This window comes from Serratia sp. Nf2 (genome assembly GCF_003028435.1).
GTDB classification, from domain to species: Bacteria; Pseudomonadota; Gammaproteobacteria; order Enterobacterales; family Enterobacteriaceae; genus Serratia; species Serratia marcescens_L.
The window spans coordinates 195,062-221,877 of sequence record NZ_PYTW01000008.1 but is presented as its reverse complement, the minus strand read 5'-3'; the positions used below and the strand labels follow the sequence as shown (position 1 = coordinate 221,877).

Genomic DNA, 26,816 nt, shown 5'->3' with positions numbered 1-26,816 from the left:
TGCCATCCACTCAGCCGCCCTTCGGGCGGCTTTTTTATGCCTGAGAGAGACGCTGCGCCACCCACTGCTGCAACTGGCGGCGCGAAATTTTGATGCCGCCGTTTTTCAGCTCGTCAGGCAGCGGGAGCAACGCCGCCGGGCGTTGGAAATTGGCCAGCTTATCCTGCGACCAGGCGAGCAACGCCGCCAGCGACAGTGACGGTTCGCCGTCGATCACCGCCACCGGCCGCTGGCCGAACTCGGCGTCCGCCACCGGCACCACAAACACCTGCGTGATCTGCGGATGCGCCGCCAGCACGCGTTCGATATCCTCCGGCTGCACCCCTTCACCGCCGCTGAAAAACAGGTTGTCCAACCGGCCGAGAATACGCAGTTCTCCCTCGGCCATCGCGCCGCGATCGCGGGTCGCAAACCAGCCCTGTTCATCGGCCAGCGGCTGCAGATGGCCATGACGCCAGTAGCCGAGCGCCAGGCTGTCGGCGCGGATCCAGACTTCTTCGTCCACCAGTTTTACCTCACGGCCGCCGAGCGGCAGGCCGACGCCTGGCCGCGCATCGGCGCGCTTGGCGCACACCGTGGAAGCCAGTTCGGTCAGCCCGTAGCCGCACCAGCAGCGGATCCCCGCCGCCTCCGCCCGTTCGGTCAGCGCCACCGGGATCATTGCGCCGCCGAGCAGCACCTCTTTCAGCGTCATGCCCGTCAGCGGTTGCGCCAGCAGCCGCCAGAGCTGTGTCGGCACCAGCGAGGCGTGCGTGCAGCCCGCCAATGCCTCGGCCAACGGATGCATCTCGCGCACCGCCAGCCGTGCGCCCGCCGCCAGCCAGCGCCAGACAATGCCCTGGCCGGAGACGTGAAACAGCGGCAGTGACAGCAGCCAGCAATCCTCGCGCTGAAAATCCATCAGCCGCAACACCCCGGCGGCGCTGGCCAAATGGTTGGCGTAGCTGTGTGCCGCCGCTTTCGGCATACCGCTGGAGCCCGAGGTCAGCGTCAGCGTCGCCAGACGCCGCACATCCCACGTCGGCAGGTTCGACCAACGCGGCTCGGTCGAGGGCGGCGTCAATCGAATCACCTCTTCCGGCAGCGCCGGCAACGGATCCGGGCCGAAGGCAAAGGTGATGTCCAATTCGGGCAACAGCTGCGTCAGCAGCGGCGTCGGCAAGGCGGGATTGAGCGGCAACAGGCGCGCACCGCATTGCAGCAGCGCCAGGTAGGCCAACAGCAGCGGATAGCTGTTTTTACCGCACAGCGCCACGCCGCAACCCGGCTCCACGCCCTGGTGCTGAAAATCCGCCGCCAGCTCATCCACCTGGCTTTGCAACGCCAGCCAGCTCAGCGGCCGTTCGCCGAGCAGCAGCGCCGTCGCCTGCGGTTGAAGGCGTGCCCAGTACCGCCACGGCCAATCGCTTAACGGCGCCATAGGCACTCCAGCGCCGAAATATCCAACAGCGGCAATGCGCTGCCGGGCCACGGCCGCAGCACCTGTGCCTGCATCAGCCCCAGCGTGTCCAGCCCCGGCACGGTGTCCGGCGTCAGCCAGCGGGCGATGCGCGCCAGCTGGGTCAACCCCAGGCTGGACTCGATGCTGGAGCTGATCACCGCCGTCAGCCCCGCCGCATGCGCCTGCGCCACCAGCGCCTGGCAGCACGTCAGGCTACCGACCAGCGTCGGCTTGATCACGATGGCCGCCACACCCGGCTCGGCCTGCACCACAAAATCCGCCTCACGCACGCTCTCATCCCAGGCAATGGCAATGCCGGTCGCCTGGGCGAAATCGCGCGATTCATCACGGGTCTTGCAGGGCTCTTCCAAAAAGGCGATGCGATCGCGCCACGCCGGGTTGACGTATTTGGCGAAGCCGTCGGCTTTGGCGCGGGTCCAGCTGCGGTTGGCATCCAGCCGCAGCCGCAGATCCGGCAGCGCCTCCAGCAGCACGTTGACGATCATGCCGTCGCGCACCGCTTCATACAGCCCCACCTTCACTTTCGCGACTTTCTCGCCCGGCAAGGCGCTCAATATCTCGAACAGCTCGTCCGGATCGCCGGTGCACAGCGGCGCCTTGCGGAAATCCGCCTGCGTCGGCAAGCGCTGCTCCAGCTCGGCCTGCGCGCAGCTAATCCCAAAGGCCACCGAGGGCAGCGTGCTGTCATCCGGTTCGTTGCCCGCCAACCAGGCCTGCAGCCAGTCCAACGCGGCCTGTTCGGCCTGCGCCAACGTTTCTCGGCTGAATTCCGGCAGCGGCGCGATCTCGCCCCAGCCTTCACGCTCGCCCTGACGCAGCTGCACCACCCATCCGTCACGCGTTTTCAACCGCTGATTGCGCAGCACCACGCCCGCCTCCATCGGCAGGCTGTAACGGTAAAGCGCCGCGCTGCGGTTTACCCCGCTCATTACGGGTTACGCTTGAATTTGCTGAAGTCCGGCTGACGCTTCTCGTTGAACGCGTTGCGCCCTTCCTGCCCTTCGTCGGTCATGTAGAACAGCATGGTGGCGTTGCCCGCCAGCTCCTGCAAACCAGCCTGGCCGTCGCAGTCGGCGTTCAGCGCCGCCTTCAGGCAGCGCAGCGCCATCGGGCTGTTCTGCAACATTTCTCGGCACCAGCGCACCGTCTCTTTTTCCAGATCGGCCAACGGCACCACGGTATTGACCAGGCCCATGTCCAACGCGGCAGCGGCATCGTACTGGCGGCACAGGAACCAGATTTCACGCGCCTTCTTCTGGCCGACGATGCGCGCCATGTAAGACGCGCCCCAGCCGCCGTCGAACGAGCCCACTTTCGGGCCAGTCTGGCCGAAGATGGCGTTATCCGCCGCGATGGTCAGATCGCACATCATGTGCAGCACGTGGCCGCCGCCGATCGAATAACCGGCCACCATCGCCACTACCGGTTTCGGGCAGGTGCGGATCTGGCGCTGGAAGTCCAGCACGTTGAGGTGATGCACGCCGCTGTCGTCGCGATAGCCGCCGTAGTCGCCGCGTACTTTCTGATCGCCGCCGGAGCAGAAGGCCTTATCGCCGGCGCCGGTCAGAATAATGACGCCGATACCGTCGTCGTAACGGGCGTTGGCCAGCGCGTCGATCATCTCTTTAACCGTTTGCGGGCGAAACGCATTGCGCACCTGCGGCCGGTTAATGGTGATTTTGGCGATGCCGTCGGCGGACTTGTGATACAGAATATCGTCGAAATCGCCGGTGCAATCCTGCCAGGCGATGGCGGCATACAGCTGTTCTTCATTCGGATAAAGCATGTTCGGTTCCTTTAACCAGGGTTAACGAGAAAGGTCTGCAGCTCGGCGACGAAATCCTGCGGATTGGCCAGATGCGCGTTGTGCCCAGCCTGCGGCACGATGCGCAACGGCAACCCGGCGTCGCGCGCCAGCCGTTGAAATTTGGGGTCGTTCTCACCGCACAGCACCTGCAGCGGCACGCTCAGTTGGCGCAGCTGCGGCGCCAGATAGGGCTGCCGCCCGAGCGAGGTGGCTTCGAGCATGTCGGCGATCGCCGGGCCGTTATTGACCGAGCGCGCGGCGATCAGCGCCTGGCGGTGCACGTGGCTGAGCTCTTTGAACACCGGCTGCTGGTACCAGTCCGCCAGGACCTCGGCGATCGGCTCACTGCGAAAACGCGCCGCCCACAGCGCATCCTGCTCGCAGCGCCGGCGGCGCTGTTCTTCGCCCTCCAGCCCTGGGTTGCCACCCTCGACGATCACCCCTTGCAGGCCGGCATGGCGGCCGTGGCAAGCGTGATACATGGCGATGCGCCCGCCGAGCGAATAGCCCACCAGCCAATAACGTTCGATATTGCGCAGTTGCAGCGTAGCGGCGATTTGCGCACTGATGTCGTCGAAACCGCGGCAGGTCACCGCCACGGAATCGCCGTGGCCAGGCAGATCGATGGCCAACGACGGCCATTCCGGGCAGCGCGCGGCGATCACGCGCCATTCATTGTTGTTGCCGAGCAGGCCGTGCAGCCACACCAGCCACGGGCGGCCCGCTTCGCCCTGTTGCAAAATTCGCGTCGCCAGCATCATTGCACCGCCATCTGTTGCACCAGGTATTGCAGGCTTTCGGCCCCCGTGCTCGGCGGCACCTGCAGCTCTATCAGCGTGGCGCCGCCGCGCCGCCAGCCTTGCTCAACTGCCTGTTGCAGCTGGCTCCAGTTCTCCGGCCGCGCGTAGTCAAGCTGGAACATCGCCGCCGCGTGGCTGAACTCGACGTTCTGCGGCATGCAGTAAAAGCGCTGACGATCCTCTTCCGGCGTCGGCAGCAGCGAGAAAATTTGGCCGCCGTTATTATTGACGACGATCAGCACCGTCGGCGCCGAACAGTGGCGTAGCAGCGCCAGCGCATTGAGGTCATACAGTGCGGAAAGGTCGCCCACCATCGCCAACGTCGGCCTGGCAGTGGCGCGCTGCACGCCGGCGGCGGTGGAAATCAGACCGTCGATACCGCTGGCGCCGCGGTTGCTGAATACCGGGTAAGCGGCAGGCAGCGTCGTTAACGCGTCGATCAGCCGCACCACCAGGCTGTTGCCGAGAAACAGCTGGCCGTTCTCCGGCAGCAGTTCCGGCAGGCGGTGCGCCAGCTGCGCTTCGCCAAAGTTATCGTGCAGATGCGTGGACGCCGCCGTCAGCGCCTTATCCGCCAGCGCGGCCAACCCGGCAGCCCACGGCGCGCGCGGTTGCGCCGGATGCTGCGTCAACCACTGCACCACGCCGGCGCGCAGGCGCCGTCCCCGGTGCTGGGCCGGATCGAGCCGCCCCGGCAGCTCGTCAATGATCCAATACTCTTCCGGCCGGCACTGCGCCTGCCACCGCAGCAGGCGTTTGCCGGTCAGGCTGCCGCCGAACTGCACCACCAGCTGCGCATCTTGCAGTACGCGTTGCGCCTGCGGATCAGCGAGCCACAAATCGGCGCAGGGCAGCGGTTGCCCGGTCTGCGACAGCACGTCGCCGATCAGCGGCCAGCCCAGCGTTGCGGCCCATTCGGCCACCTGTGCGCCCTCTTGCGCGCTCATGCGGCCGGCGAGCACCACGCCGCGCTTTTGCCGCCAGAAGAACCAGTCCGGCTGCGGCTGCGGCAATGGCGCCGCATGTGTCTCGCTTTCCTGCAGCCACGGACGATCGCTCTGCCACCAGTCGCCCAGCGCGGCGGACCAATCGGCATAGTGACGTTCGTCGCCGCCGTACAGCGGTTCAGCGAACGGGCAGTTGATATGCAAAGCGCCGTGCTGCAAGCGCGCCATCGCGCTGTCGACGCTGGAGGCCAGCCACGCGGCCGGAATATCCGGCGTTGGGCGCGGCAGCTCGATCGCCAGCGTCGGGTGGCTGCTGTAGAGGCCGTTTTGACGGATCGCCTGATTGGCGCCGCAGTCGATCAACTCCGGTGGCCGATCGGCGGTGAGAAACACCAGCCGCTCACCGGTCAGGCCGGCTTCGATCAACGCGGGATAAAGGTTCGCCGCCGCGGTGCCGGACGTGACGATCACCGCCACCGGCTCACGCGCCGCCTTCGCCAGCCCAAGCGCCAGATGGCCGAGCCCGCGCTCATCAAAATGGGTATGACAGATAAACGATCGGTTGGCTGCGGCGGCCAACGTCAGCGGCGTGGAGCGCGATCCCGGAGCGATACAAACATGCCGCACCCCATGGCGGGCCAGCGCCTCGAGCAGCACAGCCGCCCACCGGCGATTAAAAACACTTGTCGACATAGTTCGCTCACAAGTCAGTTAGCAGAGATCGTCTCCGGCGCAGTCGACGGACGCCGCGCCTGTAGTTACGCTCTGTATTATATGAGGTGTTATTTTCACGGCTTTTGCGCCAGCGCAAGAACGCCGTATATCCCTGGGTGTTTACACCAGATAATTATTTGATTTAGAACAAAAAATAAACAATAAACACACAAACACTTTACACTTGCGGCGGCGCCAGCTCAATCCGTCCATACAAAAACAAGGGAAATAGAGACGCTCCGACGGCGGCTTGCGGGAAGTATAGGCGGGATCAGGGAAAGCTAGCGGGGAAACGGCGAGATGAACAACACTGCCTGCAGAAAAGCACGAGGCGGCCTGCGCCGCCCCGATGCCGTGATTTATTTACGGGCCAGCAGCAGCCCCAGCACCAGCCCGACGGTGGCGCCGATACCTACGCTGTGCCAGGGTTTATCCCGCACGTAGTCGTCGGTGCGGTGCACCGCTTCTTTGGCGCGCGCGTAGTAGGATTCACCGGTGTTCGCCCAGCGCGCCTTGACCTCACTCAGCGCCTGCTCGGCGTGCGACTTGATGTCGACGTAAGCCTGATCCGCGCGATCGCCGGTGTATTGCAGCACTTCTTCCAGCGTCTCGGTCAGCATTCTCAGATCGTCATCCAGCGTAGTTTGCTCAGCATCCGTATGTCTTGCCATCGTGAGATCTCCGTGGTTGAAAAATTAAGCGTTCCTACACTATAGACAAGGATCGCCGCCTGCGGCCATCGGACTTTTACCCTAAAACACCAATTGCACCTTGGCGGCCTGGCGCTTATCGCCGGCAAACTCCAGCGCCTGCGCCAGCTGCCCGCTGGCAAACTCCGCCGACAGCAACGGCAGCGGATCGACCACGCCGTCGGCCAGCCACGCCACCGCCAACGCAAACTCCGCCACGAAGCGGAAGGATCCGAGCAGGTTCAACTCCTTGGCGATCAACAACATCAGCGGGAAATCGGGGAAGCTGCCGCCCATGCCCACCTGCACCACGGTGCCTTTGGCGCGGGTGATCTCCAGGCAGCGCTGCAGCGACTGCGGGTGCCCCGCCACTTCGAAGGCGACGTCGAAATACCCCTTGTCCTGCTGATAATCGCTCACATCGTCGTCCGCGGCATGCAGACACCGATCGGCCCCCATTTGCCTGGCGATCGCCAGGCAGCGCGGGCTGAGATCGGCACAGACAATCTCGGCGGCGCCCAGCGCTTTCAGCGCCGCCACCAGCAAGCAGCCGATCGGGCCGACGCCGGACACGAAGATCTTTTTCCCCGCCACGTCGCCGGGCTGCTTCGCCGCGTGGACAGCCACCGCCAGCGGCTCGGCAAACACCATCACCCTGTCGTCGCGATCGGCACCGTAAGGGACACACTGCGCGCTATCCACCACTTTGTATTGGGTAAAAGCCCCGTCAACGTGCGGAAAATACATCGCGCTGCCGAAAAAACGCATCTCGACGCATTGATTGCTTTGCTGCGCCAGACAGTATTTGCACTGCCCGCAGGGTTTGCTGGGATTGAGCGCCACCTTCTGCCCGACCGGCAGCCGCGGTGAATCGCTGGCGACCACCTCGCCGATCACCTCATGGCCCAGCACCATCGGCTGACGCACCTGAAAATTGCCGACCTTGCCTTCCTGGAAGTAATGCAGATCCGAGCCGCAGATGCCGCCGCGGCTGATTTTCACCAGCGTTCCCTGCCCCCGGTAATCCACTTCTTGCGCGATCACCGCCACATCTCGTTTGCCATTGACCACGCAGGACTGGGTTTGAATTTTCATCTCAAGACTCCACGAAAAAAGATTACACCGCCGCCGACATGCCGCCATCGACAAACAGCAGCTGCCCGTTGACGAAGGCGGAGGCGTCGGCGGCCAGGAACACCGCCGCGCCGATCAGCTCCTGCGGATCCCCCCAGCGCGCGGCGGGCGTACGCTGGGTCAGCCAGGCGGTGAAGGCCGGATCGTCGGCCAGCGCCTGCGTCATCTCGGTTTTGAAGTAGCCGGGGGCAATGCCGTTAACCTGAATGTTGTAGCGCGCCAGCTCCACGCACATGCCGCGCGTCAACATTTTCACCGCGCCCTTGGACGCCGCATAAGGGGTGATGGTGTCGCGGCCCAGCTCGCTTTGCATCGAACCGATATTGACTATCTTGCCGCGCCGGCGCGGCACCATGTAACGGGCCACGGTCTGTGACACGATGAAGACCGCTTTCTGGTTGACGGCGATGATGTCGTCCCAGTCTTGCTCCGGGAACTCGGTGAAGGGATGACGGCGCTGGATGCCGGCGTTGTTGATCAAGACGTCTATCGCGCCGATGTCCGCTTCGATACGGTCGATGGCGGCATGCACCGCCTGGGAATCGGTGACGTCGAACGCCGCCGCATCCGCACGCAGCCCCTCTTCGCGCAGGCGATCGGCGGCATGCCGGGCATGTTCTTCGGTGGTGGCGTTGACCAGAATATGTGCGCCTTGCTGCGCCAGGCCGCGCGCCAGCAGAAAACCGATGCCGCGCGAGGCGCCGGTGATCAAGACGGTTTTGTTATCCAGAGAAAATAGATTGTTCATGGTGATTCCCGGCCATCAGGCCTCCAATCGGACAGGCCTCTATCTCAGCCGATTGTTACCGGTAAAAACGTGATAGGAATCACTGAAAATCATGTTACGAAACCCTGTTACCCTTAACGTGATCTCACGCAGGCAGTTCGCGGGTAAAAATCATCTATCCAATTGAAAAATAGCTATTTTCAATAGAAGCGCATTCGTTGTTATCGCCAAATCGATTTGTTAACATACCGCTATCCGCCCTTGCCGCACCGCCCGTGAAGGCCACCGAATGAAACACCCTCGCGTTACGCTACAGGACATCGCACAATTGGCCGGCGTGACCAAAATGACCGTCAGCCGTTTTCTGCGCACGCCGGAAAAAGTGGCGGCCGACACCGCCGAACGCATTGCGCAGGTCATGCGGGAGCTGAACGTCACAGATGCCGATACCGCACAGGCCGGCAGAAAACCGCGCATCGGCGTACTGATCCCCTCCTTCAACAACCAGATCTTCGCCGACCTGCTGGCCGGCATCGAATCCGTTACCCAAGCGCGGGGTTACCAAACGCTGGTGGTGAACTACGATTACAGCCCGCAGCAGGAAGAAGAGCAGATCGCACAGCTGCTGAGCTACCCGATCGCCGGGCTTATCCTCACCGACTCTGCGCATACCTTGCGCGCAGAGACCTACCTCGGCGCCGCCAAAATCCCCCTCGCGCAGGTGATGGATCTCGACGCGCCGCCAGGGCGGATTGCGGTGGGGTTCGATAATGAACAGGCGGGATATGACATGACCGAAGCGCTGCTCGCCAGCGGCAAACGGCATATCGTTTACTTTGGCGCCATGTCGGACGCCCGCGACAATAAACGCTATCGGGGTTACTGCCGCGCCATGGCGTCTCAGGGGCAAACGCCGTGTCAGATCACGCCGCATCGGGTCTCTTCGGTTTCGATCGGCGCCGACATGCTGGCGATGGCGTTCGAACGCTACCCGCAGCTCGACGGTATCCTGTGCACCAACGACGATCTGGCGGTGGGCGTGTTGCAGGCCTGCCTGCGCCTCGGCGTGCGCGTGCCGCAAGAGGTTGCGTTATCGGGTTTTCACGGCCTGGATATTGGCCAGGCGACCACGCCGGGCATCGCCAGCGTGATCACGCCGCGCTTTGAGATGGGGAAAACCGCCGCCGAAATGCTGCTGCTGCGGATCGCGGGCGAACCCTGCGCCGAGCGCCACGATCTGCACTACCACCTCTCACTCGGCGGCACCGTTTGAGCCGGCATTCGGGCTGACCGGCTGTGCGGCACGGGCTTTTTCGCTGCGCGCCGCCCACCACAACCCGCTGTTTTTCATCGCATAGCCGAACAGCAGGCCGACCAGCAGGGACAGCGTCACCAGCGGCCAATCGCCGCCGCCGGCGAAGGTCGCACAGGCGCCGATAAAGGTGCCGGGCACGAACCCCAGCCACTGCTGTTTGGCCTGAATGCACATCAGGAACGCCACGACGCCGGTCAGCAGATACCCCAAGAGATTCCACTGCGGCGCCAGTTCGCTGCCGTGGATGATCGCCATTGCCCAGAAGACACCGCTGCAGCAGGTCAACGCGCCGATCAACAGCCCTTTCAGCCCGCCCTGCGGGCAGGCGAAATACGCCGTGCAGCCGAGAAAACCGGCCCAACCGATCAGCCCCAGGCTGACGGCAACCCATCCCCACACGCCGGACAGGATCCCGGTCGTAACGGCAATGGCGAAAAGAACGTTCATAAAGTGACCCGCGGCAAAAATAAAGCGCGCAGTTTACCCGAAGCGCGTTATTTTTTCGTGATTAAAATCACGATAAAAATGCAAATATGGAAATGAAAATACCGCAAAAGTGAGATTTATCACAAAAAAAAGCCAGCGTGACGAGCACGCTGGAATAACACAACACCAGGGAAATCACGATCTCAAATGAAATGCCAACATGCGACGCCAGTCGCCCCCTCCCGAACGCAGGTTTCAGCGTGGGAAGCCCGCACGCGTTACCATGACGCTCAACATCAAACAAATCACGGCGCTGCTCAGGAATAACAAGTGGGTCGCCAAATGCAAATCGGCATGGTCGATCACAACGCCCAACAGAATCGGCACCCAGTTAGCGATATAAGCGATCACGTAGAACAGGGAGATCAAACGCGCATGACTGGCTTTCGGTGAAATCAGATTCACCAGCGTGGCGCTGCCGACGAAGATCGCGCCATAGGCGTAACCGGCGATCACCATGCCTGCGGCGGCCAGCGCCAGCGAATGGATCTGAATCGCCACGGCGAACACGCCGACCGACAAAGCCTGGGCCAGGCAGCCGAACAACAGCGAATGGCGGGCGTTGATGCGACGACTCAAAATCTGGCTGATGCCGGCAATCACCAGATAGACGGCGACCACATAGCCAAAGACGCCACGGTTCTGCATATTCAACAGTTTTTCGGCGACGCTCGGCCCTATCGCCAGAATGCTGGCGGCGACCGCCCAGCAAATAAACAGCGCCCCGGCACACAAGAAGAATTTACCGCCGGTCGCGCGCAGGCCATCTGCCAGAGAACGCTTCGCCATCGGCGCGTTTTCCGCCGCTGCGCTACCGGCCTGCGCCGCCACCGCTTCTCGCGGCCAGCGCAGCATCACGCCCAATGCGGCGACGGCGGCAATGGCCATGATGATGATGAACGGCAACGACGTGGTATGAAAACCGGTCTGCAGTGCGACGCCGCTAAAGATAGGGCCCAGGGCCAATCCGGTGGTAAAGGACAGCGTCGCGATCAACGCCGCATTTTTTCCGCCGTCCTGCGGCCCGAATCGCACCAACGCGATATTCGCCGCACCGGTCAGGGCGCCGGTGCCGACACCGGCCAGCAGCCGTGCCATAAACATCATGAAGAATGACGACGCCACCGAAAACAGCAGCGCACCAAGCAACACCACCAATAGCGCCGGCACGATCATGCTGCGCAGGTCTTTTACTTTCCCCGCCATATTGCCTACGCCGAACAGCGAAATCAGCACGCCGGCGGCATAAGCGCCGTAGATAATCGTCAGGCTGACCGAACTCAACGCCAGCTCATGTTGATAAAGCGGATAAAGCGGCGTCGGCGCACTGCTGTTCAACAGCGCTGACATCAATGCCAACGCCAGAAACAGCAAAATAGCGAAATGCGATGTTCCCGACTTCGCTTTAGCCGTTTCTTCAACGGCGATACTTTCTGACATGTTCAACTCCCGAATCGATCAGGCATTCGCCCTAAATAAATGCGCCTTCCCGCTTGCCACGCGGCTTCAGGAAGCGCGCTTATCATAGCGTTGGGCTATTACGCCCAAAATAGCCAAGAATGCATCATCGTGATTCATTAATGCAGCATCGCAGCGTCGGGCATGCATTTCTGCAGCATGCGACGGCGCCAAACGATGGCGCAACCGCCCAATGCCACGCCATACACCGCATGGTTGGCCAGGCTGGCGATCAGCAAAGCCGGATTTTTACTGGCCATTCCCCAAAGACCCAAACCCACCGAGGGGTAAATGAAGCACAGCGAGATCAGCGAACAGGCCAGGCCATACGTCAGCGCCCCGACCAACAGGACGCCCCCCGGCTTAAGGCGCGGGCAGACCAGGCAATAGAACGAGATCGCCAGGCTAATGCCGGCAAAATAGTGCGCGCCGTAGCCCATCACCAGAGCCGCAGGCGCATCGGGGATGTCGCCTGGCCGCAAAAACCAAAATTGCCCCTGCAGCCATTGATTCATCAGTTTGCCGATGAAGGCCAGGTTGAGCTTGCCGATGAGACCGGCGCTGGAGGCGACACTGTTCACCCCATCCATCGCCAGCGTCGCCACCATGCCAAACAAGACCGCCATCGCCATGACGCCAACCGGACGCATGTTCATTGTTTCGTTCCTTATCACGTTATGCCACCGCCTGCTCAGGCTTGGCCGAGGCACGCTTGCGCACCGCCAACGCGCCGGACAGTACGATCAGCGCCATACCGGCGGCGGCGATATAAGACAGCTGCTCGCCAAATATCAGATAACCAAGCAGCGTAGAGAAAATGATGGTGCTGTAAGAGAGGGTGCTGACAATCACCGCATTGCCGCCCCCGTAGGCGCGCGTCATGGCGATCTGCCCCAGACTGCCGAAGACGCCGATGGCGCAGACGCACAGCAGCATTGCACCGTCCAGCAAGGAAAAACCCAGCAACGCGGTCATCAGGCCGCCAACCAACGTTCCCACCAGCGAGAAATAGAACACCACGCGCAGTTCCGGCTCGCCGCGCCGCACCAGCTTACCGACGTTAAAGTAAGCCAGCGCAGTCAACAGACCGGCCGCCAGCCCGACCAGCGTGGCTACGTACTCTCCGTTGGGGGAGTCGGGGCGCAGCAATATCAAAATGCCGGCAAAGCCCAACAGCACGGAAAACAACAGCCGACCGGTCAGCTGCCCTCGGGTCGTGATGAACGCGATCGCCGACTGAAAGAGGGGATTGGTGTAACCCAGCGTGGTGGCGGTGGCGATCGGCAGATGTATCAGCGAATAAAAACCGCAGTACATCGCAGCATTGCCTATCGCCGCCCGCTTCATATGCAATCCGAGATGACGGGTGCGAAAACCGAGGCGCTGGATCTTGATCAGCGCTGCGACGATCAGCACATTGATGAGAGAACGATAAAAAATGATGTCGAAAAATCCGACTGTCGTCGACGCCAACTTGATGCAAGCACCCATCAGCGCAAAGAACCCGCTGGCGACGACCATCCACAAAGCTACCATGATCTTCTCTTATTAACGGCCTTTGGTCAGGGCCGTATCAACACTACCCGGCGGCTTTCACCGTCAACGGTTTATCGTCCGCACAAGCGAAGAACACCAGCATTTCGGCGCCCTGATCGCCGGAAACGCCCTGATGCACGATATCCACGGTATCGGTAAACGAATCCCCCTGCCGGAACGTGCGGCGTTCACCGGTTTTCCGGACCGTGAGCGAAACGCTGCCGCCGCTCATATACACAGCGCTGATGCAAGGATGGGTATGCCAGGCCAACACCTTGTTCGGCTCTACCGTCACCTTCAGCATGGTGATCTGCGGTGCGCCGGCGGGATACTGACGATATGCCGAGCCCTCCCACGCACTTTCGGTCTTGAGCAACGTCGTTTTGACGATGCCTTCGCCATGCCCCTCGGCAGCGTGAACCGGCCCCTGAAATACGGCCAACAATGCCAAAATGCCCCATTTAACCATCTGATCGCTCCATGACTACCGCAAGTAAAAATGCCAGGCGCCACGCGCGGTGAACCTGGCGGGTTGAAAAAACAGCGTTGCCCTACAGTTCGTTGATGCGCTGCTCGTATTCCGCGATGCTCTCGGCGTAGTAGCGGTTAGGCGCCGCAAAGTTGCCTACCATCACTTCGATGAGGTACGGCCCCGGATGTTTCGCCGCGGCGCCGAGGGCCTCGTCCAGATCCTCCAGCGTCTCCGCCTTCGCGGAGGCGACCCCCAGGCTGTTGGCAAACGCTTTCCAGTCATGGTTGGGCAAGGCGGTATAGTCAGCTGAAATACCGCGGTTTTGCAGCGTGTCGATATGCATGGCGCCGTGCGCGCTGTTGTTCATCACCACGAACACCACCTTCACGCCATAACGCGCGGCGGTCTGAATTTCGATGCCGTGCATCAACATGCAACCGTCGCCGGTCACCACGACGCAATCCCGCTGCGGTGCCGCCAGCTTGATACCGATGCCCGCGCAAATGGCCCACCCCATCGGCGCCAGGGAGCTGGAGGTGTGGTAATCCCCCCGCCCGGCCGCCAGCCAGTGATGCGCCATGAAAATGCGGTGTGCGCCCGAATCGACCACGACGTTGGTATCCGGGTTCATGCGGCTGCGAATGAGTTTAATCGCCTCGCCGGGGTACAGCCGGCTTTCGCCCTGGGCGATGCGCGCCTGCAACGTCGGCTGCGGCTGTTCCAGCGGCAGTGCGCGAACCGCGTCCAACCAGGCGTCGCGTAAGCGTGCCGCGTCGCCAAGCCGCGCGTCCTCATCGCCAACCGCGGCCAACAAACAGTGCAACGTACCGCTCAGGCTGGAAAATATCTGCAGATCCGGCTGGAAATGCGAGCTCACCTTGTCGAAGTCTTCGTCGATCGCCACCAGCGTTTTATTGCCGTGCAGTCTCGGGTTCCAGTTCAGGCTGTCGCGCTGGCTGAGATCGCAGCCCAGCACCAGCAACACGTCGACGCCTTCACCGTTGAGGGTTTCTACCGCGCGGGCATGCCCGGCAAAACCGTAGACCCCTAATGCCAGAGCGTGCCCTTCGGGAAACGCGCCCTTGCCCGACAACGTCGTGGCGACAGGCAAGCGGTATTTTTCCGCCAGCCGCAACAACAGCGCGGCATCCTGCGGATTGTTCATCCGGTTACCCACCAGGCAGGCGACGTTGAGGCCACGCAGCAGGTAATCATGCAGCAGTTGTTCCACTGCCTGCACGTCCACGGCCGCTTCACGGTGCTGCGACACGCGTTCAGGCCGATCGCGACGATCGCCGAGCGCGGTTTTCTTCTGCATGTCGACCGGCACGCTCAGGTAGGCGCGCCCTTTCCGCTGTGGGTTCAGGCTGGAGAGGCTGCGGCGCAGCTCATGCTGCAAGGTCAGGTTGTTTTTCGTTTCTATCGCGGCGCAAAGCAGCGGTTTGACGATGGTCAGCTCATCGATACCGCTGTTGCTGCCGTCTTGAAAAGCGCCCTGCGCCTCATGATAGGTGGCGATGCTGCCGGCCAGGTACAGCACGGGGATCTTATCGGCTTGCGCAGCGGCCATCGCCGGCAGGAAATTCATGGTGCCGGGACCGGAAATGCCCAGACAAACGCCAAACTTTCGGCTGGCGCGGGCATAGCCATCGGCCATAAATCCGCATGCGGTTTCATGGGCACCGACGATGCCGACAATCTCGGAACGGTCAATAGAAGTGATTAACGGGTAAACCAGTTTGCCAGGGACCAAAAAGATATGTTGAATGCCGCGCGCTGCAAGGCCTTGAATAATAACATCGGCGTTGTTGCGTTCCATCTTCTCGGCGCCTGGCGCCACGGTAACTCTGACTCCGTCCTCCGTCGCCAGCGCAACGGGGGGGCACAGCATCTCTGCGTGAGACTCCATTTTTTTATATCCAGTCATATCATCGTGAGCTAACTTGATTCAGAGTCGATCCCACTCGGCGGTCGCCCAGAAATAATGGGAACCGGCTCTTATTCGTATTGCTTATGCATTAGGGTAGCCTTGGTGTAAAATGTGCGTCGGGTCGCAGCATAAGCGCCGATAAGAATAAGCATTGCCAGACAAAAATAAAGGTGCAAAACCGCTTCACGGTGATGCATTTATACATATCCTGAAACATTATAAATAATGATGATACGAAGCCTTTTTTTCGGTCTCCACACCAGAATAAACACCGCATCACACCGTGTCCTTCCTCCTCTCGCCAGTCTGTACAGAGGAGGTGCGCAATGAACTGGGACGACGCCCGATTTTTTCTCGCCGTCGCACGCTGCGGCACGCTACGCAAAGCCGCCAGCCAGCTGCATGTCGATCAAGCGACCGTCGGTCGACGGCTGTCCGCTTTCGAAGATGCGCTCGGCTCCAAGCTGTTTATCCGCACGCCGAAATCCTTCGCCCTCAGCCCGCTGGGGGAGGAAATGCTGGCGGACGTGATGAAGATGGAAAATGCGGTGCAGGCGATCAACCGTAAAGCCGCCAGCGGTGACGAAAGCCTGTGCGGCAACGTGCGCATCGCCACCACCGATACCCTGGCCGAAGCCTTCGTGATGCCGGCGCTGCAAGATCTGCGGGAACGCTATCCGGCCATCACCGTCACGCTGCTGACGGCGGTCAACATCGCCGATATTTCTTACCACGGCGCAGATCTGGCGATCCGCGGCGCCCGTCCCGATGACGATGAGCTGATCATCAAACGGTTAGCCACCATCGAAATGGGCCTGTATGCCACCCAGCACTATTTGGCGCGGCGCGGCATGCCGGTCAGGGGTGAGCAGCTGCGCGGCCACGATCTGCTGATGTTCCCGCGCGAGCTGGTGCCGCGCCACTGGAACAATTTCTGCGGCGAGGCCCTGCACGAGCCCAACGTCGTGCTGCAATGCAATTCGCAGCTGCTGCTGCGCTCCGCCACCCGCAGCGGGCTGGGCATCGGCCTGCTCTCCGCTTTTTTGGCGGACAAAGACCCGGAGCTGGTGCGCCTGTTCCCGGAGAATAAAGACTGGGTGGATATCTGGCTGGTGCTGCATCCCGATTTGCAACGCGCCGCCCGCGTGCGCGCGGTGGTGCAGGCGCTGGAAACCTCGTTTAGCGCCCATTACGGCTGAGTGCCGTTTCCCCATAAAAAAAGGTCGCCGAAGCGACCTTTTTACCGTCTGAAGCGTTATCAGAACGTCGGCTGCGCCATCTGCACCAGCGAAATCAGCGGCTGCGGATAGACACCCAACAGCAGTACCAGAGCGGCTGAGATCAGCACCACGACGCCACCGGCGGTCAACGCCCAGTTGTTCGGGGTATCGCGCTGCAGCGATTCCGGCGCGCTGAGGAACAGGCTGACAGTCACGCGCAGGTAGTAGTACAGGCCGATGGCGCTGCCTACCACGACTGCGCCGGTCAGCCACCACAGGTGTGCGCTGACGCCCATCGCGATCACGAAGAACTTACCGATAAAGCCCAGCGTCATCGGGATACCAGCCAGCGACAGCATCATCACCGTCATCACCGCGGACAAGATTGGCTTATGCCAGAACAGACCACGGTAAGAGAACAGCGAATCCGCATCCGGGCCGCGGTACGGGCTGGACATCAGGCTGACCACGCCGAAGGCGCCCAGGCTGCTGAACAGGTAACCGGCCAGGTAAACGCCGGCGGTTTCCAGCGACAGCTGATGGGTTTGCACCGCAATCAGCGCCACCAGCAGGTAGCCCAGGTGGGCGATCGACGAGTAACCCAGCAGACGCTTGATGTTGGTCTGGCTGATGGCCATCAGGTTGCCGAACAAGATAGAGCAGAACGCGATGATCGACAGCACCATGCGCAGCGCTTCGTTGTCGGCGGCCGGGGCATACAGGAACAGACGCATCACGACCGCGAAGATCGCGATCTTGCTGGCGGTCGCCAGGAAGGTCGAGACCGGCGCAGGCGCGCCCTGATACACGTCCGGCGTCCACAGTTGGAACGGCACCAGCGACAGCTTGAAGCCCAGACCGACGATCATCATGCCCATACCGGCCAGGATCAGCGGCTGGTGCATCATGTTTTCCTGCAGGCTCTTACCGAGGCCGGCCAGCGACAGATCGCCGGACTCGGCATACAGCAGCGCCATGCCGAACAGCAGGAACGACGAGGCGGCGGCGGACAGCAGCATGTACTTGATGGCGGCTTCCAGCGGGCGCTTCTGGCGGTAGGCATAGCCCACCAGGCCGAACAGCGGCAGCGAGATCAGCTCGATACCGATGAACAGCGAAGCCAGATGGTTGGCGCTCGCCAGCAGGATGCCACCCATGGCGGCGATCAGCACCAGCAGGTAGAACTCTTCGCGGTTATCCGGATAGCCGACCAGCCACGGATACGCGAAGGTGCAGGTTGCCAGACTCGCCAGCAGCACCAGCCCGGTGTAGAACATCGAGTAACCGTCAACCCGCAGCAGCGGGGTGACGTCCATTGGGCCTGCCTGGCCGACAAAGTACAGCGAAAGCAGCGCCAGGTTGAGACCGATCACGGTCAGGGTGGCGTTGATAAAGTGGTCGCGTCGCCACGCAATGCCTAGCATCACAACCACCACCGTCAATCCGACGATCAACAGCGGCAGCAGTGCGATCAGTTGTTGAGGAGTTATTGTCATGGCGAATTACGGCCTTGTTGTTGAAATTGCTGAAACTGACGAACCAAACCAATGTTGCACGTTGCTCATCGCCGCGTTGGAAGTATCCAGAATCGGCTGCGGGTAAACCCCCAGCAGAACCAGCAACACCACCAGCAGCAGAATGATGAACAGCTCGCGCGCGGTCATGCCCTGCAGCGGCTGGTCGGATTTAGGCGCACCGTAATAAGCGCGCTGCATCATGATCAGCGAGTAAACCGAAGCGAACACCAGACCGAAGGTAGAAATCACGGTGATCACCGGCACCACCTGGTAGCTGCCGAACAGAATCATGAATTCGCCGACGAAGTTACCGGTACCCGGCATCCCCAGCGTAGCCACGGCGAAGAACAGCGACAGTGCAGGGATGAATTTGATCCGCCCCCACAGGCCGCCCATCTGACGCATGTCGCGGGTATGCAGACGCTCATACAGCTGGCCGCAGATGATAAACATACCGGCGGCGGACAGGCCGTGCGCGATCATCTGGATCACCGCGCCCTGGTAAGCCAGCTGGCTGCCGGTGTAGATGGCGATCAGCACGAAGCCCATGTGCGATACCGAGGTGTAGGCGATAAGACGCTTGATGTCGGTTTGCGCGAACGCCATCCAGGCGCCGTAGAAGATGCCGATCACGCCCAGCCACATGGCGATTGGCGCAAACTCGTGCGAAGCCTCAGGGAACAGCGGCAGGCTGAAACGCAGCAGGCCGTAGGCCGCGGTTTTCAGCAAGATGCCCGCCAGGTCGACGGAACCTGCGGTCGGTGCCTGGCTGTGCGCGTCCGGCAACCAGCCGTGCAGCGGCACCACCGGCATTTTCACCGCGAAGGCGATGAAGAAGCCCAGCATCAACAGATATTGCACGTTGTGGGACATCGGCGTTTGCAGCAGGTCTTCGTAATCGAAGGTCCACACGCCGGTCGCGTTGTAGTGCACGAACACCAGGCCCAGGATCGCAATCAGCATCACCAGACCGCTGGCCTGGGTGTAGATGAAGAACTTGGTCGCCGCGGTGATACGGGTTTTACCGTCCGACGCCTTGTGGCCCCACAGCGCGATCAGGAAGTACATCGGCACCAACATCATTTCCCAGAAGAAGAAGAACAGGAACATGTCGATGGCGAGGAACACGCCGATAACGCCGCCCAGGATCCACAGCAGGTTGAGGTGGAAGAAGCCCTGATACTTCTGGATTTCACGCCAGGAACAGAGGATCGCCAGCACGCCCAGCAGACCGGTCAACACCACCATCAGCAGCGACAGGCCGTCCAGCGCCAGGTGGATGGAGATGCCGAAGCGCGGGATCCACGGCAGCAGGAATTCGCTCTGCCACTGCGGAATGCCTTTCGGCGTAGTCAAGGTATAGCCGCCCTGCATCCACAGCTGCAGAGAGAGCGCCAACGTCAGCCCCATTGCGATCAGCGCTATCCAGCGCGGCACCTTAGTACCGAAGCGCTCAAGCTGCCAGCACAGCAGACCGCCGATAAAGGGGATAAGAATTAGCCAAGGTAATAGCATGGCGTTTTGTGTCCCTTATACGAATAATTTCAAACTTTGTACGTAGCGCCTGCCCGGCGCTACGCCCGAAAAATGCGTCTGTTTAAATTATTCAATTAAACCAAAATCAACAGAGCCAATACGACCACTGCACCCACACCCATAGACGCTATATACCAACGCACCTGACCGTTCTCGCTCACCGTCAGACCGCGGTTCCCCCAGCGGGAGAAGACGGCCGGCAGGTTCATCAGCGAGTTCAGCGGATCGCGCTGCAGCAGCTTCGCAATGCCAAGGTACGGCTTGACGAACACTTTGTCATACAGCCAGTCGAAGCCCCAGGCATGGAACCACCAGGTCGAGAAGAAACGCCCCGGCGCGCTGTTGGCGATGCTGTTGACCAGGCTGCGTTTGCCCAGCCACAGCGCGGCCGCCAGCAGAATGCCGACGATAGCCACCACGCCGGAGGTGATTTCAAGCGTCAGCACGCTGCCGTGCGCCAGCTCGGTCGTCTCCGGCAGCACGCCCTGCAACGGCGGCACGATCATCGCGCCGACGAAGGTGGACAGCACCAGCAGAACCAACAGCGGCAGGTGGTGAGTGATGCCTTTACCGGCATGCGCTTTGATTTTCTCTTCGCCATGGAACACGATGAAAATCATACGGAAGGTGTACAGCGAGGTCATGAACGCGCCGACCAGGCCGGCCACCATCAGATTGATGTGGCCGTTGGCCATCGCGCCCGCCAGGATCTCGTCCTTACTGAAGAAGCCGGCCGTGACCAGCGGCAACGCAGACAACGCCGCGCCACCCACCAGGAAGCAGACATACACCAGCGGGATGCTCTTGCGCAGGCCGCCCATCTTGAAGATGTTTTGCTCGTGGTGGCAAGCCAGGATCACCGAACCGGACGACAGGAACAGCAGCGCCTTGAAGAACGCGTGGGTCATCAGGTGGAAGATCGCCGCGTCCCATGCCTGCACGCCCAGCGCCAGGAACATGTAACCGATCTGGCTCATGGTGGAGTAAGCGAGCACGCGCTTGATGTCGGTCTGCACCAGCGCGGCGAAGCCGGCCAGCAGCAGAGTGACCGCACCGACGATGCCCACCAGGTGCAGCACTTCCGGCGCCATCAGGAACAGGCCGTGCGTACGGGCGATCAGATAGACGCCCGCGGTCACCATGGTCGCCGCGTGGATCAGTGCGGAAACCGGGGTTGGGCCCGCCATCGCGTCCGCCAACCAGGTTTGCAACGGCAGCTGCGCCGATTTACCGACCGCACCGCCCAGCAGCATCAGGGTCGCCCAGGTGATGGCCGTGTCACCCACCGCCAGTTTCTGCGGCGCCAGGATCATCAGCTCGCGGATGTTCAGCGTGCCCAGCTCGTTGTAGAGGATGAACAGCGCGAACGCCAGGAACACGTCGCCCACGCGGGTCACGATGAAGGCTTTCATCGCCGCCGCGCCGTTGGCCGGGTCTTTGTAGTAGAAACCGATCAACAGGTAGCTGCACAGGCCCACGCCTTCCCAACCCAGATACATCAGCAGCAGGTTGTCTGCCAGCACCAAGACCACCATGCTGGCGATAAACAGGTTGGTGTAAGCGAAGAAGCGCGAATAGCCCTCTTCACCGCGCATGTACCAAGAAGCGAACATGTGGATGAAGAAGCCGACGCCGGTGACCACCGACAGCATGGTCAGCGACAGGCCGTCCAGCACCAGGGTCACGCCGATATTGAAGTTGCCGACGGCCATCCAGGTCCACAGGCTTTGTTCGAACAACTGCACGCCGGCGGCTTTCTGGGCGAGGAAATCCATCGCCACATACACCGTGACCAGCGCAGCCAGGCCGATAGAGCCCACGCCGACGGTGGCCGCCGTGTTCTCAGACCAACGACCGCGGGAAAATGCCAACAGCAGGAACCCGATCAGCGGTAGCAGAATTGTTAAATATAATAGGTTCATCCGCGCATCTCACTGACAGTATCAATATTCAGGGTATGACGACGACGGTAGAGCTGCAGCAACAGCGCCAGGCCGATACTGGCCTCGGCTGCCGCCAGGCTGATCGCCAGGATGTACATCACCTGCCCGTCCGCCTGGCCCCAGTAGCTTCCCGCCACGATAAACGCCAACGCCGCAGCGTTGATCATCACTTCCAGGCTGATCAGCATAAACAGCAGGTTGCGGCGCACCAGCAGCCCGGTCAGCCCGAGCACAAACAGGATAGCCGCCAGGATCAGGCCGTGTTGAAGAGGGATCATGCTTGCTCCTCCGATTTTCTTCTCGCCATTTCGCCACTCGCCGGCGCGTTGCTCAGCACCTCGCCGGGCTTGTGCTCGCGGCCGATATGGAAGGCGACAACCAGACCCGCCAACAGCAGCATTGAAGCCAGCTCAACCGCCAGTACGTAAGGCCCGAACAGGCTGATGCCCACCGCCTTCGCGTCGACCATCTCGCCGCTGATACCCTGGTCGGATACGCTGCGGATCGCGACGATCAATACCACCAGCAGCGCCAGCGACAACAGGCCAGGTCCGATCCACACCGTCGGCTTCATCCAGTCGCGCTCTTGCTGCTGCACGTTGCCGAGGTTCAGCATCATCACCACGAACACGAACAGCACCATGATGGCGCCCGCATAGACGATGATTTCCAACGCGGCGGCAAAGTAGGCGCCGAGCGAGAAGAAGACTGCCGAGATCGCCAATAACGAGACGATCAGATACAGCAGCGCATGTACAGGGTTGGTATGGGTGATCACGCGAATCGTCGCGGCCACCGCAATCAAACCTGCCAGGTAAAATGCAATTTCCATGCTTGCTGGCTCCTTAGGGCAACAGACCTTTGACGTCGATCGGTTTGGCTTCGTTTTCGGCTTCGCCTTTGGCTTTGCCGTCAATCGCCATACCGGCCATCCGGTAGAAGTTATATTCCGGATATTTACCCGGCCCCGAGATCAACAGATCTTCTTTTTCGTACACCAGATCCTGACGCTTGTACTCACCCAGTTCGAAATCCGGCGTCAGCTGGATAGCGGTAGTCGGGCAAGCCTCTTCGCACAGGCCACAGAAAATGCAGCGCGAGAAGTTGATGCGGAAGAACTCCGGATACCAACGGCCGTCTTTCTGCTCCGCTTTTTGCAGCGAGATACAGCCGACAGGGCAGGCAACCGCACACAGGTTACAGGCGACGCAGCGCTCTTCGCCGTCCGGATCGCGCGTCAGCACGATGCGGCCGCGGTAGCGCGGCGGCAGGTAAACCGGTTCTTCCGGATACATCTGGGTTTCGCGCTTGGCGAAGGCATGCAGGCCAATCATCCAAATGCTGCGCACCTGGGTGCCGAAACCAACCACTAACTCTTTCAATGTCATGGTTTATTCACCCCTTATTGAGCGTTGTACAAAATGACCGCGGCGGTTGCCAGCAGGTTCAGCAGCGTCAGCGGCAGGCACACTTTCCAGCCGAAGGACATCACCTGGTCATAACGCGGACGCGGCAGCGCGGCACGGATCAGGATGAACATCATCATGAAGAAGGCCGTTTTCAACGCGAACCAGATGAATGGCGGCAGGAACGGACCCTGCCAGCCGCCGAAGAACAACGTCACAATCAGGGCGGACACGGTGACGATACCGATGTATTCCCCCACGAAGAACAGACCGAACTTCATGCCGGAATATTCGATGTGGTAACCGTCGGCCAGTTCCTGCTCGGCTTCCGGCTGGTCAAACGGGTGACGGTGACACACCGCCACGCCGGCGATCGCGAAGGTCACGAAGCCAAAGAACTGCGGGATGACGTTCCAGACGTGCGCCTGGGATTCAACGATGGCCTGCATGTTGAACGAATCCGCCTGCATCACCACGCCCATCAGCGACAGGCCGATGAACACTTCGTAGCTCAGGGTTTGCGCGGAGGCGCGCATCGCGCCCAACAGCGAGTATTTGTTGTTGCTCGACCATCCGGCGAACAGCACGGCGTACACCGCCAGGCCGGCCATCATCAGGAAGAACAGAATACCGATGTTGAGATCGGACACCGCCCAGGTCGGGCTGACCGGAACGATGGCAAATGCCAGCAACAGGGAAGTAAAGGCGATCATCGGCGCCAGGGTGAAGATCACCCGGTCGGAGAATCTCGGAACCCAGTCTTCCTTGAAGAACATTTTGATCATGTCGGCGACGAGCTGCAGCGAGCCGCCCCAGCCTACGCGGTTCGGTCCGTAGCGGTTCTGGAACAGGCCGAGCAGGCGGCGTTCGCCGAAGCTCATGAATGCCCCGCACGCCACGACCACCAACAGGATCACGACCGCTTTAAGAATGGCGATCAGAATGTCGATCACCTCAGGGGTAAACCAGCTCATCGTGCCGCCTCCCGCAGATTGTCTACCTTAGCACCCACCAAGATCGGCGGGATCCCTGGCAAGCCGAGCGGCAAACCAACCTGGCCCTGGGTCAGGGTTTCACTCAGACGCACCGGCAGACGCAGGGTCTGGCCCGCACAGCTGAACTCCACCAGGCTGCCCGCGTTGACGCCAAGCGTCGCCGCGTCGGCCGGGTTGACCATCACGTAGGCTTCCGGCATGCGCTGCTGGATCACGTGAGAGCGCTGCGACATTTCATCGCTGCCGAACAGGTGGTAGTAAGGCGCGACACGCCAGCCATCGACCGGATTGAACGCGGCAGGCACGCGGTCGAAGTAACCGAGGCTGCCCTCCCCCGCTTCGATCAGGCGTACACCCGGATCGCCGTGGCGCAGTTTGCCGCCCACTTCGGCCTGGAACTTGTTCCATGCCTGCGGTGAGTTCCAGCCTGGCGCCCAGGCGAACGGGATCTGCTGACGATCGGCCAGCGGGCTGTTGTTCCCTTCCATCGAGAAGGCGAACATGGTGTCTTTATCCTGCGGCTGACGCGGCTCGTGCACGCTGATGTTGGCGCGCATGGCGGTACGGCCGCTGGAGCGGTGCGGCGAACGCGCCAGCTTCTGACCGCGAATGCGGAAAGTCGCGTCTGGCGCGGCGTCGACGATGCCCTGCAGCTGCGGCAACGCGGCGACGCAAGCGGCGATCACGTCATCAAGCTGGGTCCAATCCACGTGGCGGCTGGTGTAGGTGGAGTGCAGCGAGTGCATCCAGCGCCAGCTTTCCAGCATCACGGTGAACTGATTCTTCTTGGCGTCGTCGTAGTAAGCCGGATCGTATACCTGGAAGAAGCGCTGCGCGCGGCCTTCCTGGTTGATCAGCGTACCGTCGCTCTCGGCAAAGCTGGCTGATGAGAGGATCAGGTTGGCTTTGTCCATGATCGCGGTGCGCTGGTGGTCGGCGACGATCAGGTTGTTGACCTTGGTCAACGCTGCGTCCACCTGCGCCGCCGGCGCATGACGATAGAGATCGTTTTCCATCACGATGGCGGTGTCTGCTGCGCCGCTCGCCAGCTGTTCGAGCGCCTGATCGAGCGAGCCGCCGCCGATCATCGCCAGGCCCATGCTGTTGGCTGCGCCCGCCACGAAGGTGATGCCGACATCGGAACCGCGGCCCTTCAACGCTTTGGCGATGTTGGCCGCCGCTTCGATGATGGCTTCGCTGCCGGCGTTGCTGCCGGTCACGATCAGCGGTTTGCGTGCGCCGGTCAGCGCCTGCACGATGATATCGACTTTCTTGTTCAGGCCGTCAGCCAGATCGTTCACCGCCGGCGCCGCGCTGTCCAGCGCGTGAGCGATGGCGAAGCCGAAGCGCGCCTGCTCGTCTACCGGCGCGCGGTAGTTCCAGGCGGCGATGTCGTCCAGACGGGTGTTGTCGACGTTGGTGGTGAACAGCGGGTACTTGGCGTGCTGACCGATGTTCTGCACCGCCGCGATCTGCCAGTCGGCCACGCGTTGCGCCGCCGCCATCGCGCGGGCTTTCCCCTTGACGGCCTGGCGCACGGACAGCGCGATGCGCGCGCCGGTTTGCGTCAGGTCTTCGCCCAGCACCAGCACCGCGTCGTAATCTTCGATCTCACGCAGCGCCGGCGTATGGACGCCGCCGTTTTTCAGCACGTTCAGCATCAGCGCCAGGCGTGATTGCTCCGCCTGAGCGATACCGGTGTAGTAGTTCTCGGCGCCGACCAGTTCGCGCAGCGCGAAGTTGCTTTCCAGGCTGGCGCGCGGGGAGCCGATGCCGATGGTTTTCTTCGCCTGACGCAGGATGTCCGCCGCGCCCTGCATCGCCTGCTCTGCGTTCAGGGTGATCCAGTCACCACCGCGCAGCTGCTGCGGTTGACGCGGACGATCTTTCTGGTTGACGTAGCCGTAACCGAAACGGCCGCGGTCGCACAGGAAGTAGTGGTTCACGCTGCCGTTGTAACGGTTTTCGATACGGCGCAATTCGCCATAGCGCTCGCCCGGGCTGGTATTACAGCCGATGCTGCACTGCTGGCAAATGCTCGGCGCAAACTGCATGTCCCATTTACGGTTGTAGCGTTCGGAGTGCGTTTTGTCGGTGAATACGCCGGTCGGGCACACTTCCACCAGGTTGCCGGAGAACTCGCTTTCCAGCGTGCCGCTTTCCGGACGACCGAAGTAGACGTTGTCGTGCGCGCCGTACACGCCGAAGTCGGTGCCGTCCGCATAGTCTTTGTAGTAACGCACGCAGCGGTAGCAGGCGATGCAGCGGTTCATCTCGTGCGAGATAAACGGCCCCAGCTCCTGGTTATTGTGGGTGCGCTTGGTGAAGCGGTAGCGGCGGAAGCTGTGGCCGGTCATTACCGTCATATCCTGCAGGTGACAGTTACCGCCTTCTTCACAGACCGGGCAATCGTGCGGGTGGTTGGTCATCAACCACTCGACCACGCTTTCACGGAACTGCTTCGCTTCGCCGTCATCGATGGAGATGAAGGTACCATCGGATGCCGGGGTCATACAGGACATCACCAAACGGCCGCGCGTATCTTCCGCGTTTTGGTATTGCTTTACCGCACATTGGCGGCAAGCGCCGACGCTTCCCAGCGCCGGATGCCAGCAAAAGTAAGGAATATCAAGGCCGAGGGAGAGACAAGCCTGCAGCAGGTTGTCCGCCCCGTCTACCTCATACTCTTTGCCGTCTACATGAATCGTAGCCATAGTCAGCA

24 protein-coding genes are annotated in these 26,816 nt (G+C 61.4%); 2 read left to right on the top strand and 22 right to left on the bottom strand.

Annotation, left to right across the window (positions count from 1 at the left end; all coding sequences use genetic code 11):
* Nucleotides 1–34 precede the first annotated feature (34 nt).
* The 8 genes from menE to idnO form a co-directional block, all read right to left on the bottom strand.
* Complete coding sequence (menE, locus tag C9411_RS18430) at nt 35–1,420, bottom strand: o-succinylbenzoate--CoA ligase (protein ID WP_063989002.1); 1,386 nt, start codon at nt 1,418–1,420, stop codon at nt 35–37.
* Complete coding sequence (gene menC / locus C9411_RS18425; RefSeq protein ID WP_063989001.1) at nt 1,408–2,391, bottom strand: o-succinylbenzoate synthase; 984 nt, start codon at nt 2,389–2,391, stop codon at nt 1,408–1,410. The genes menE and menC overlap by 13 nt, the downstream gene beginning before the upstream one ends.
* Nucleotides 2,391–3,248 carry a 1,4-dihydroxy-2-naphthoyl-CoA synthase gene (gene menB / locus C9411_RS18420; RefSeq protein WP_063989000.1) on the bottom strand — a complete coding sequence of 286 codons (858 nt, stop codon included), beginning with the start codon at nt 3,246–3,248 and terminating at the stop codon, nt 2,391–2,393. Before menB ends, menC begins: the two co-directional genes overlap by 1 nt.
* Nucleotides 3,249–3,259: 11 nt before the next feature.
* Nucleotides 3,260–4,030 (bottom strand): 2-succinyl-6-hydroxy-2,4-cyclohexadiene-1-carboxylate synthase, encoded by a 771-nt coding sequence (gene menH, locus C9411_RS18415; protein WP_107227615.1) that lies wholly within the window; start codon nt 4,028–4,030, stop codon nt 3,260–3,262.
* Entirely contained in the window at nt 4,027–5,709 is a 1,683-nt protein-coding gene (gene menD, locus C9411_RS18410; RefSeq protein WP_107227614.1) for a 2-succinyl-5-enolpyruvyl-6-hydroxy-3-cyclohexene-1-carboxylic-acid synthase, read from the bottom strand. Before menD ends, menH begins: the two co-directional genes overlap by 4 nt.
* A gap of 380 nt (nt 5,710–6,089) precedes the next feature.
* Entirely contained in the window at nt 6,090–6,401 is a 312-nt protein-coding gene (gene elaB, locus C9411_RS18405) for a stress response protein ElaB (RefSeq protein ID WP_025160172.1), read from the bottom strand.
* 81 nt (nt 6,402–6,482) lie between these two features.
* Nucleotides 6,483–7,514: an L-idonate 5-dehydrogenase gene (gene idnD, locus C9411_RS18400; protein ID WP_107227613.1), complete on the bottom strand. Its 1,032-nt coding sequence runs from the start codon at nt 7,512–7,514 to the stop codon at nt 6,483–6,485.
* 22 nt (nt 7,515–7,536) lie between these two features.
* Complete coding sequence (gene idnO, locus C9411_RS18395; RefSeq protein ID WP_107227612.1) at nt 7,537–8,301, bottom strand: gluconate 5-dehydrogenase; 765 nt, start codon at nt 8,299–8,301, stop codon at nt 7,537–7,539.
* Nucleotides 8,302–8,569: 268 nt separating this feature from the next.
* Between idnO and C9411_RS18390 the strand changes: the two genes are divergently transcribed.
* Nucleotides 8,570–9,553: a LacI family DNA-binding transcriptional regulator gene (locus C9411_RS18390; protein ID WP_107227611.1), complete on the top strand. Its 984-nt coding sequence runs from the start codon at nt 8,570–8,572 to the stop codon at nt 9,551–9,553.
* Here C9411_RS18390 and C9411_RS18385 read toward each other — a convergent pair.
* The 6 genes from C9411_RS18385 to C9411_RS18360 all read right to left on the bottom strand — a co-directional run bounded on the left by C9411_RS18385 (nt 9,533) and on the right by C9411_RS18360 (nt 15,456).
* A complete protein-coding gene (locus C9411_RS18385) occupies nt 9,533–10,042 on the bottom strand; it encodes a DUF1097 domain-containing protein (protein WP_063988994.1) in 510 nt (169 codons plus the stop codon). The genes C9411_RS18390 and C9411_RS18385 overlap by 21 nt on opposite strands.
* A 234-nt stretch (nt 10,043–10,276) precedes the next feature.
* A complete protein-coding gene (locus tag C9411_RS18380) occupies nt 10,277–11,521 on the bottom strand; it encodes an MFS transporter (protein WP_107227610.1) in 1,245 nt (414 codons plus the stop codon).
* A 137-nt stretch (nt 11,522–11,658) separates the two neighbouring features.
* The gene (locus tag C9411_RS18375; protein WP_107227609.1) at nt 11,659–12,195 is read right to left on the bottom strand and encodes a DUF2938 family protein; all 537 of its coding nucleotides are present in this window, start codon (nt 12,193–12,195) and stop codon (nt 11,659–11,661) included.
* Between the two features lie 19 nt (nt 12,196–12,214).
* On the bottom strand, nt 12,215–13,075 hold the full coding sequence (locus tag C9411_RS18370) for a DMT family transporter (protein WP_063988991.1): 861 nt from the start codon (nt 13,073–13,075) through the stop codon (nt 12,215–12,217).
* 43 nt (nt 13,076–13,118) lie between these two features.
* On the bottom strand, nt 13,119–13,544 hold the full coding sequence (locus C9411_RS18365) for a cupin domain-containing protein (RefSeq protein ID WP_063988990.1): 426 nt from the start codon (nt 13,542–13,544) through the stop codon (nt 13,119–13,121).
* A gap of 82 nt (nt 13,545–13,626) precedes the next feature.
* Nucleotides 13,627–15,456: a thiamine pyrophosphate-binding protein gene (locus C9411_RS18360; protein WP_063988989.1), complete on the bottom strand. Its 1,830-nt coding sequence runs from the start codon at nt 15,454–15,456 to the stop codon at nt 13,627–13,629.
* 347 nt (nt 15,457–15,803) lie between these two features.
* Between C9411_RS18360 and C9411_RS18355 the strand changes: the two genes are divergently transcribed.
* Nucleotides 15,804–16,676 carry a LysR family transcriptional regulator gene (locus C9411_RS18355; RefSeq protein WP_063988988.1) on the top strand — a complete coding sequence of 291 codons (873 nt, stop codon included), beginning with the start codon at nt 15,804–15,806 and terminating at the stop codon, nt 16,674–16,676.
* 59 nt (nt 16,677–16,735) lie between these two features.
* On the opposite strand, the gene nuoN is transcribed toward C9411_RS18355, so the two are convergent.
* The 8 genes from nuoN to nuoG form a co-directional block, all read right to left on the bottom strand.
* Nucleotides 16,736–18,193, bottom strand: coding sequence for an NADH-quinone oxidoreductase subunit NuoN (gene nuoN, locus C9411_RS18350; protein ID WP_033635324.1), 1,458 nt, complete (start codon nt 18,191–18,193; stop codon nt 16,736–16,738).
* 6 nt (nt 18,194–18,199) lie between these two features.
* The gene (gene nuoM, locus C9411_RS18345; protein WP_025303660.1) at nt 18,200–19,729 is read right to left on the bottom strand and encodes an NADH-quinone oxidoreductase subunit M; all 1,530 of its coding nucleotides are present in this window, start codon (nt 19,727–19,729) and stop codon (nt 18,200–18,202) included.
* Nucleotides 19,730–19,824: 95 nt separating this feature from the next.
* Nucleotides 19,825–21,672, bottom strand: coding sequence for an NADH-quinone oxidoreductase subunit L (gene nuoL, locus C9411_RS18340; RefSeq protein ID WP_107227608.1), 1,848 nt, complete (start codon nt 21,670–21,672; stop codon nt 19,825–19,827).
* Nucleotides 21,669–21,971, bottom strand: coding sequence for an NADH-quinone oxidoreductase subunit NuoK (nuoK, locus tag C9411_RS18335; protein ID WP_004936014.1), 303 nt, complete (start codon nt 21,969–21,971; stop codon nt 21,669–21,671). The genes nuoL and nuoK overlap by 4 nt, the downstream gene beginning before the upstream one ends.
* Nucleotides 21,968–22,525 carry an NADH-quinone oxidoreductase subunit J gene (gene nuoJ, locus C9411_RS18330; RefSeq protein WP_019453717.1) on the bottom strand — a complete coding sequence of 186 codons (558 nt, stop codon included), beginning with the start codon at nt 22,523–22,525 and terminating at the stop codon, nt 21,968–21,970. Before nuoJ ends, nuoK begins: the two co-directional genes overlap by 4 nt.
* A 13-nt stretch (nt 22,526–22,538) precedes the next feature.
* Nucleotides 22,539–23,081: an NADH-quinone oxidoreductase subunit NuoI gene (gene nuoI / locus C9411_RS18325; protein WP_063988986.1), complete on the bottom strand. Its 543-nt coding sequence runs from the start codon at nt 23,079–23,081 to the stop codon at nt 22,539–22,541.
* Nucleotides 23,082–23,095: 14 nt separating this feature from the next.
* The gene (gene nuoH, locus C9411_RS18320) at nt 23,096–24,073 is read right to left on the bottom strand and encodes an NADH-quinone oxidoreductase subunit NuoH (protein WP_004936022.1); all 978 of its coding nucleotides are present in this window, start codon (nt 24,071–24,073) and stop codon (nt 23,096–23,098) included.
* Entirely contained in the window at nt 24,070–26,808 is a 2,739-nt protein-coding gene (gene nuoG / locus C9411_RS18315) for an NADH-quinone oxidoreductase subunit NuoG (protein ID WP_107227656.1), read from the bottom strand. Before nuoG ends, nuoH begins: the two co-directional genes overlap by 4 nt.
* Between the last annotated feature and the right edge of the window lie 8 nt (nt 26,809–26,816).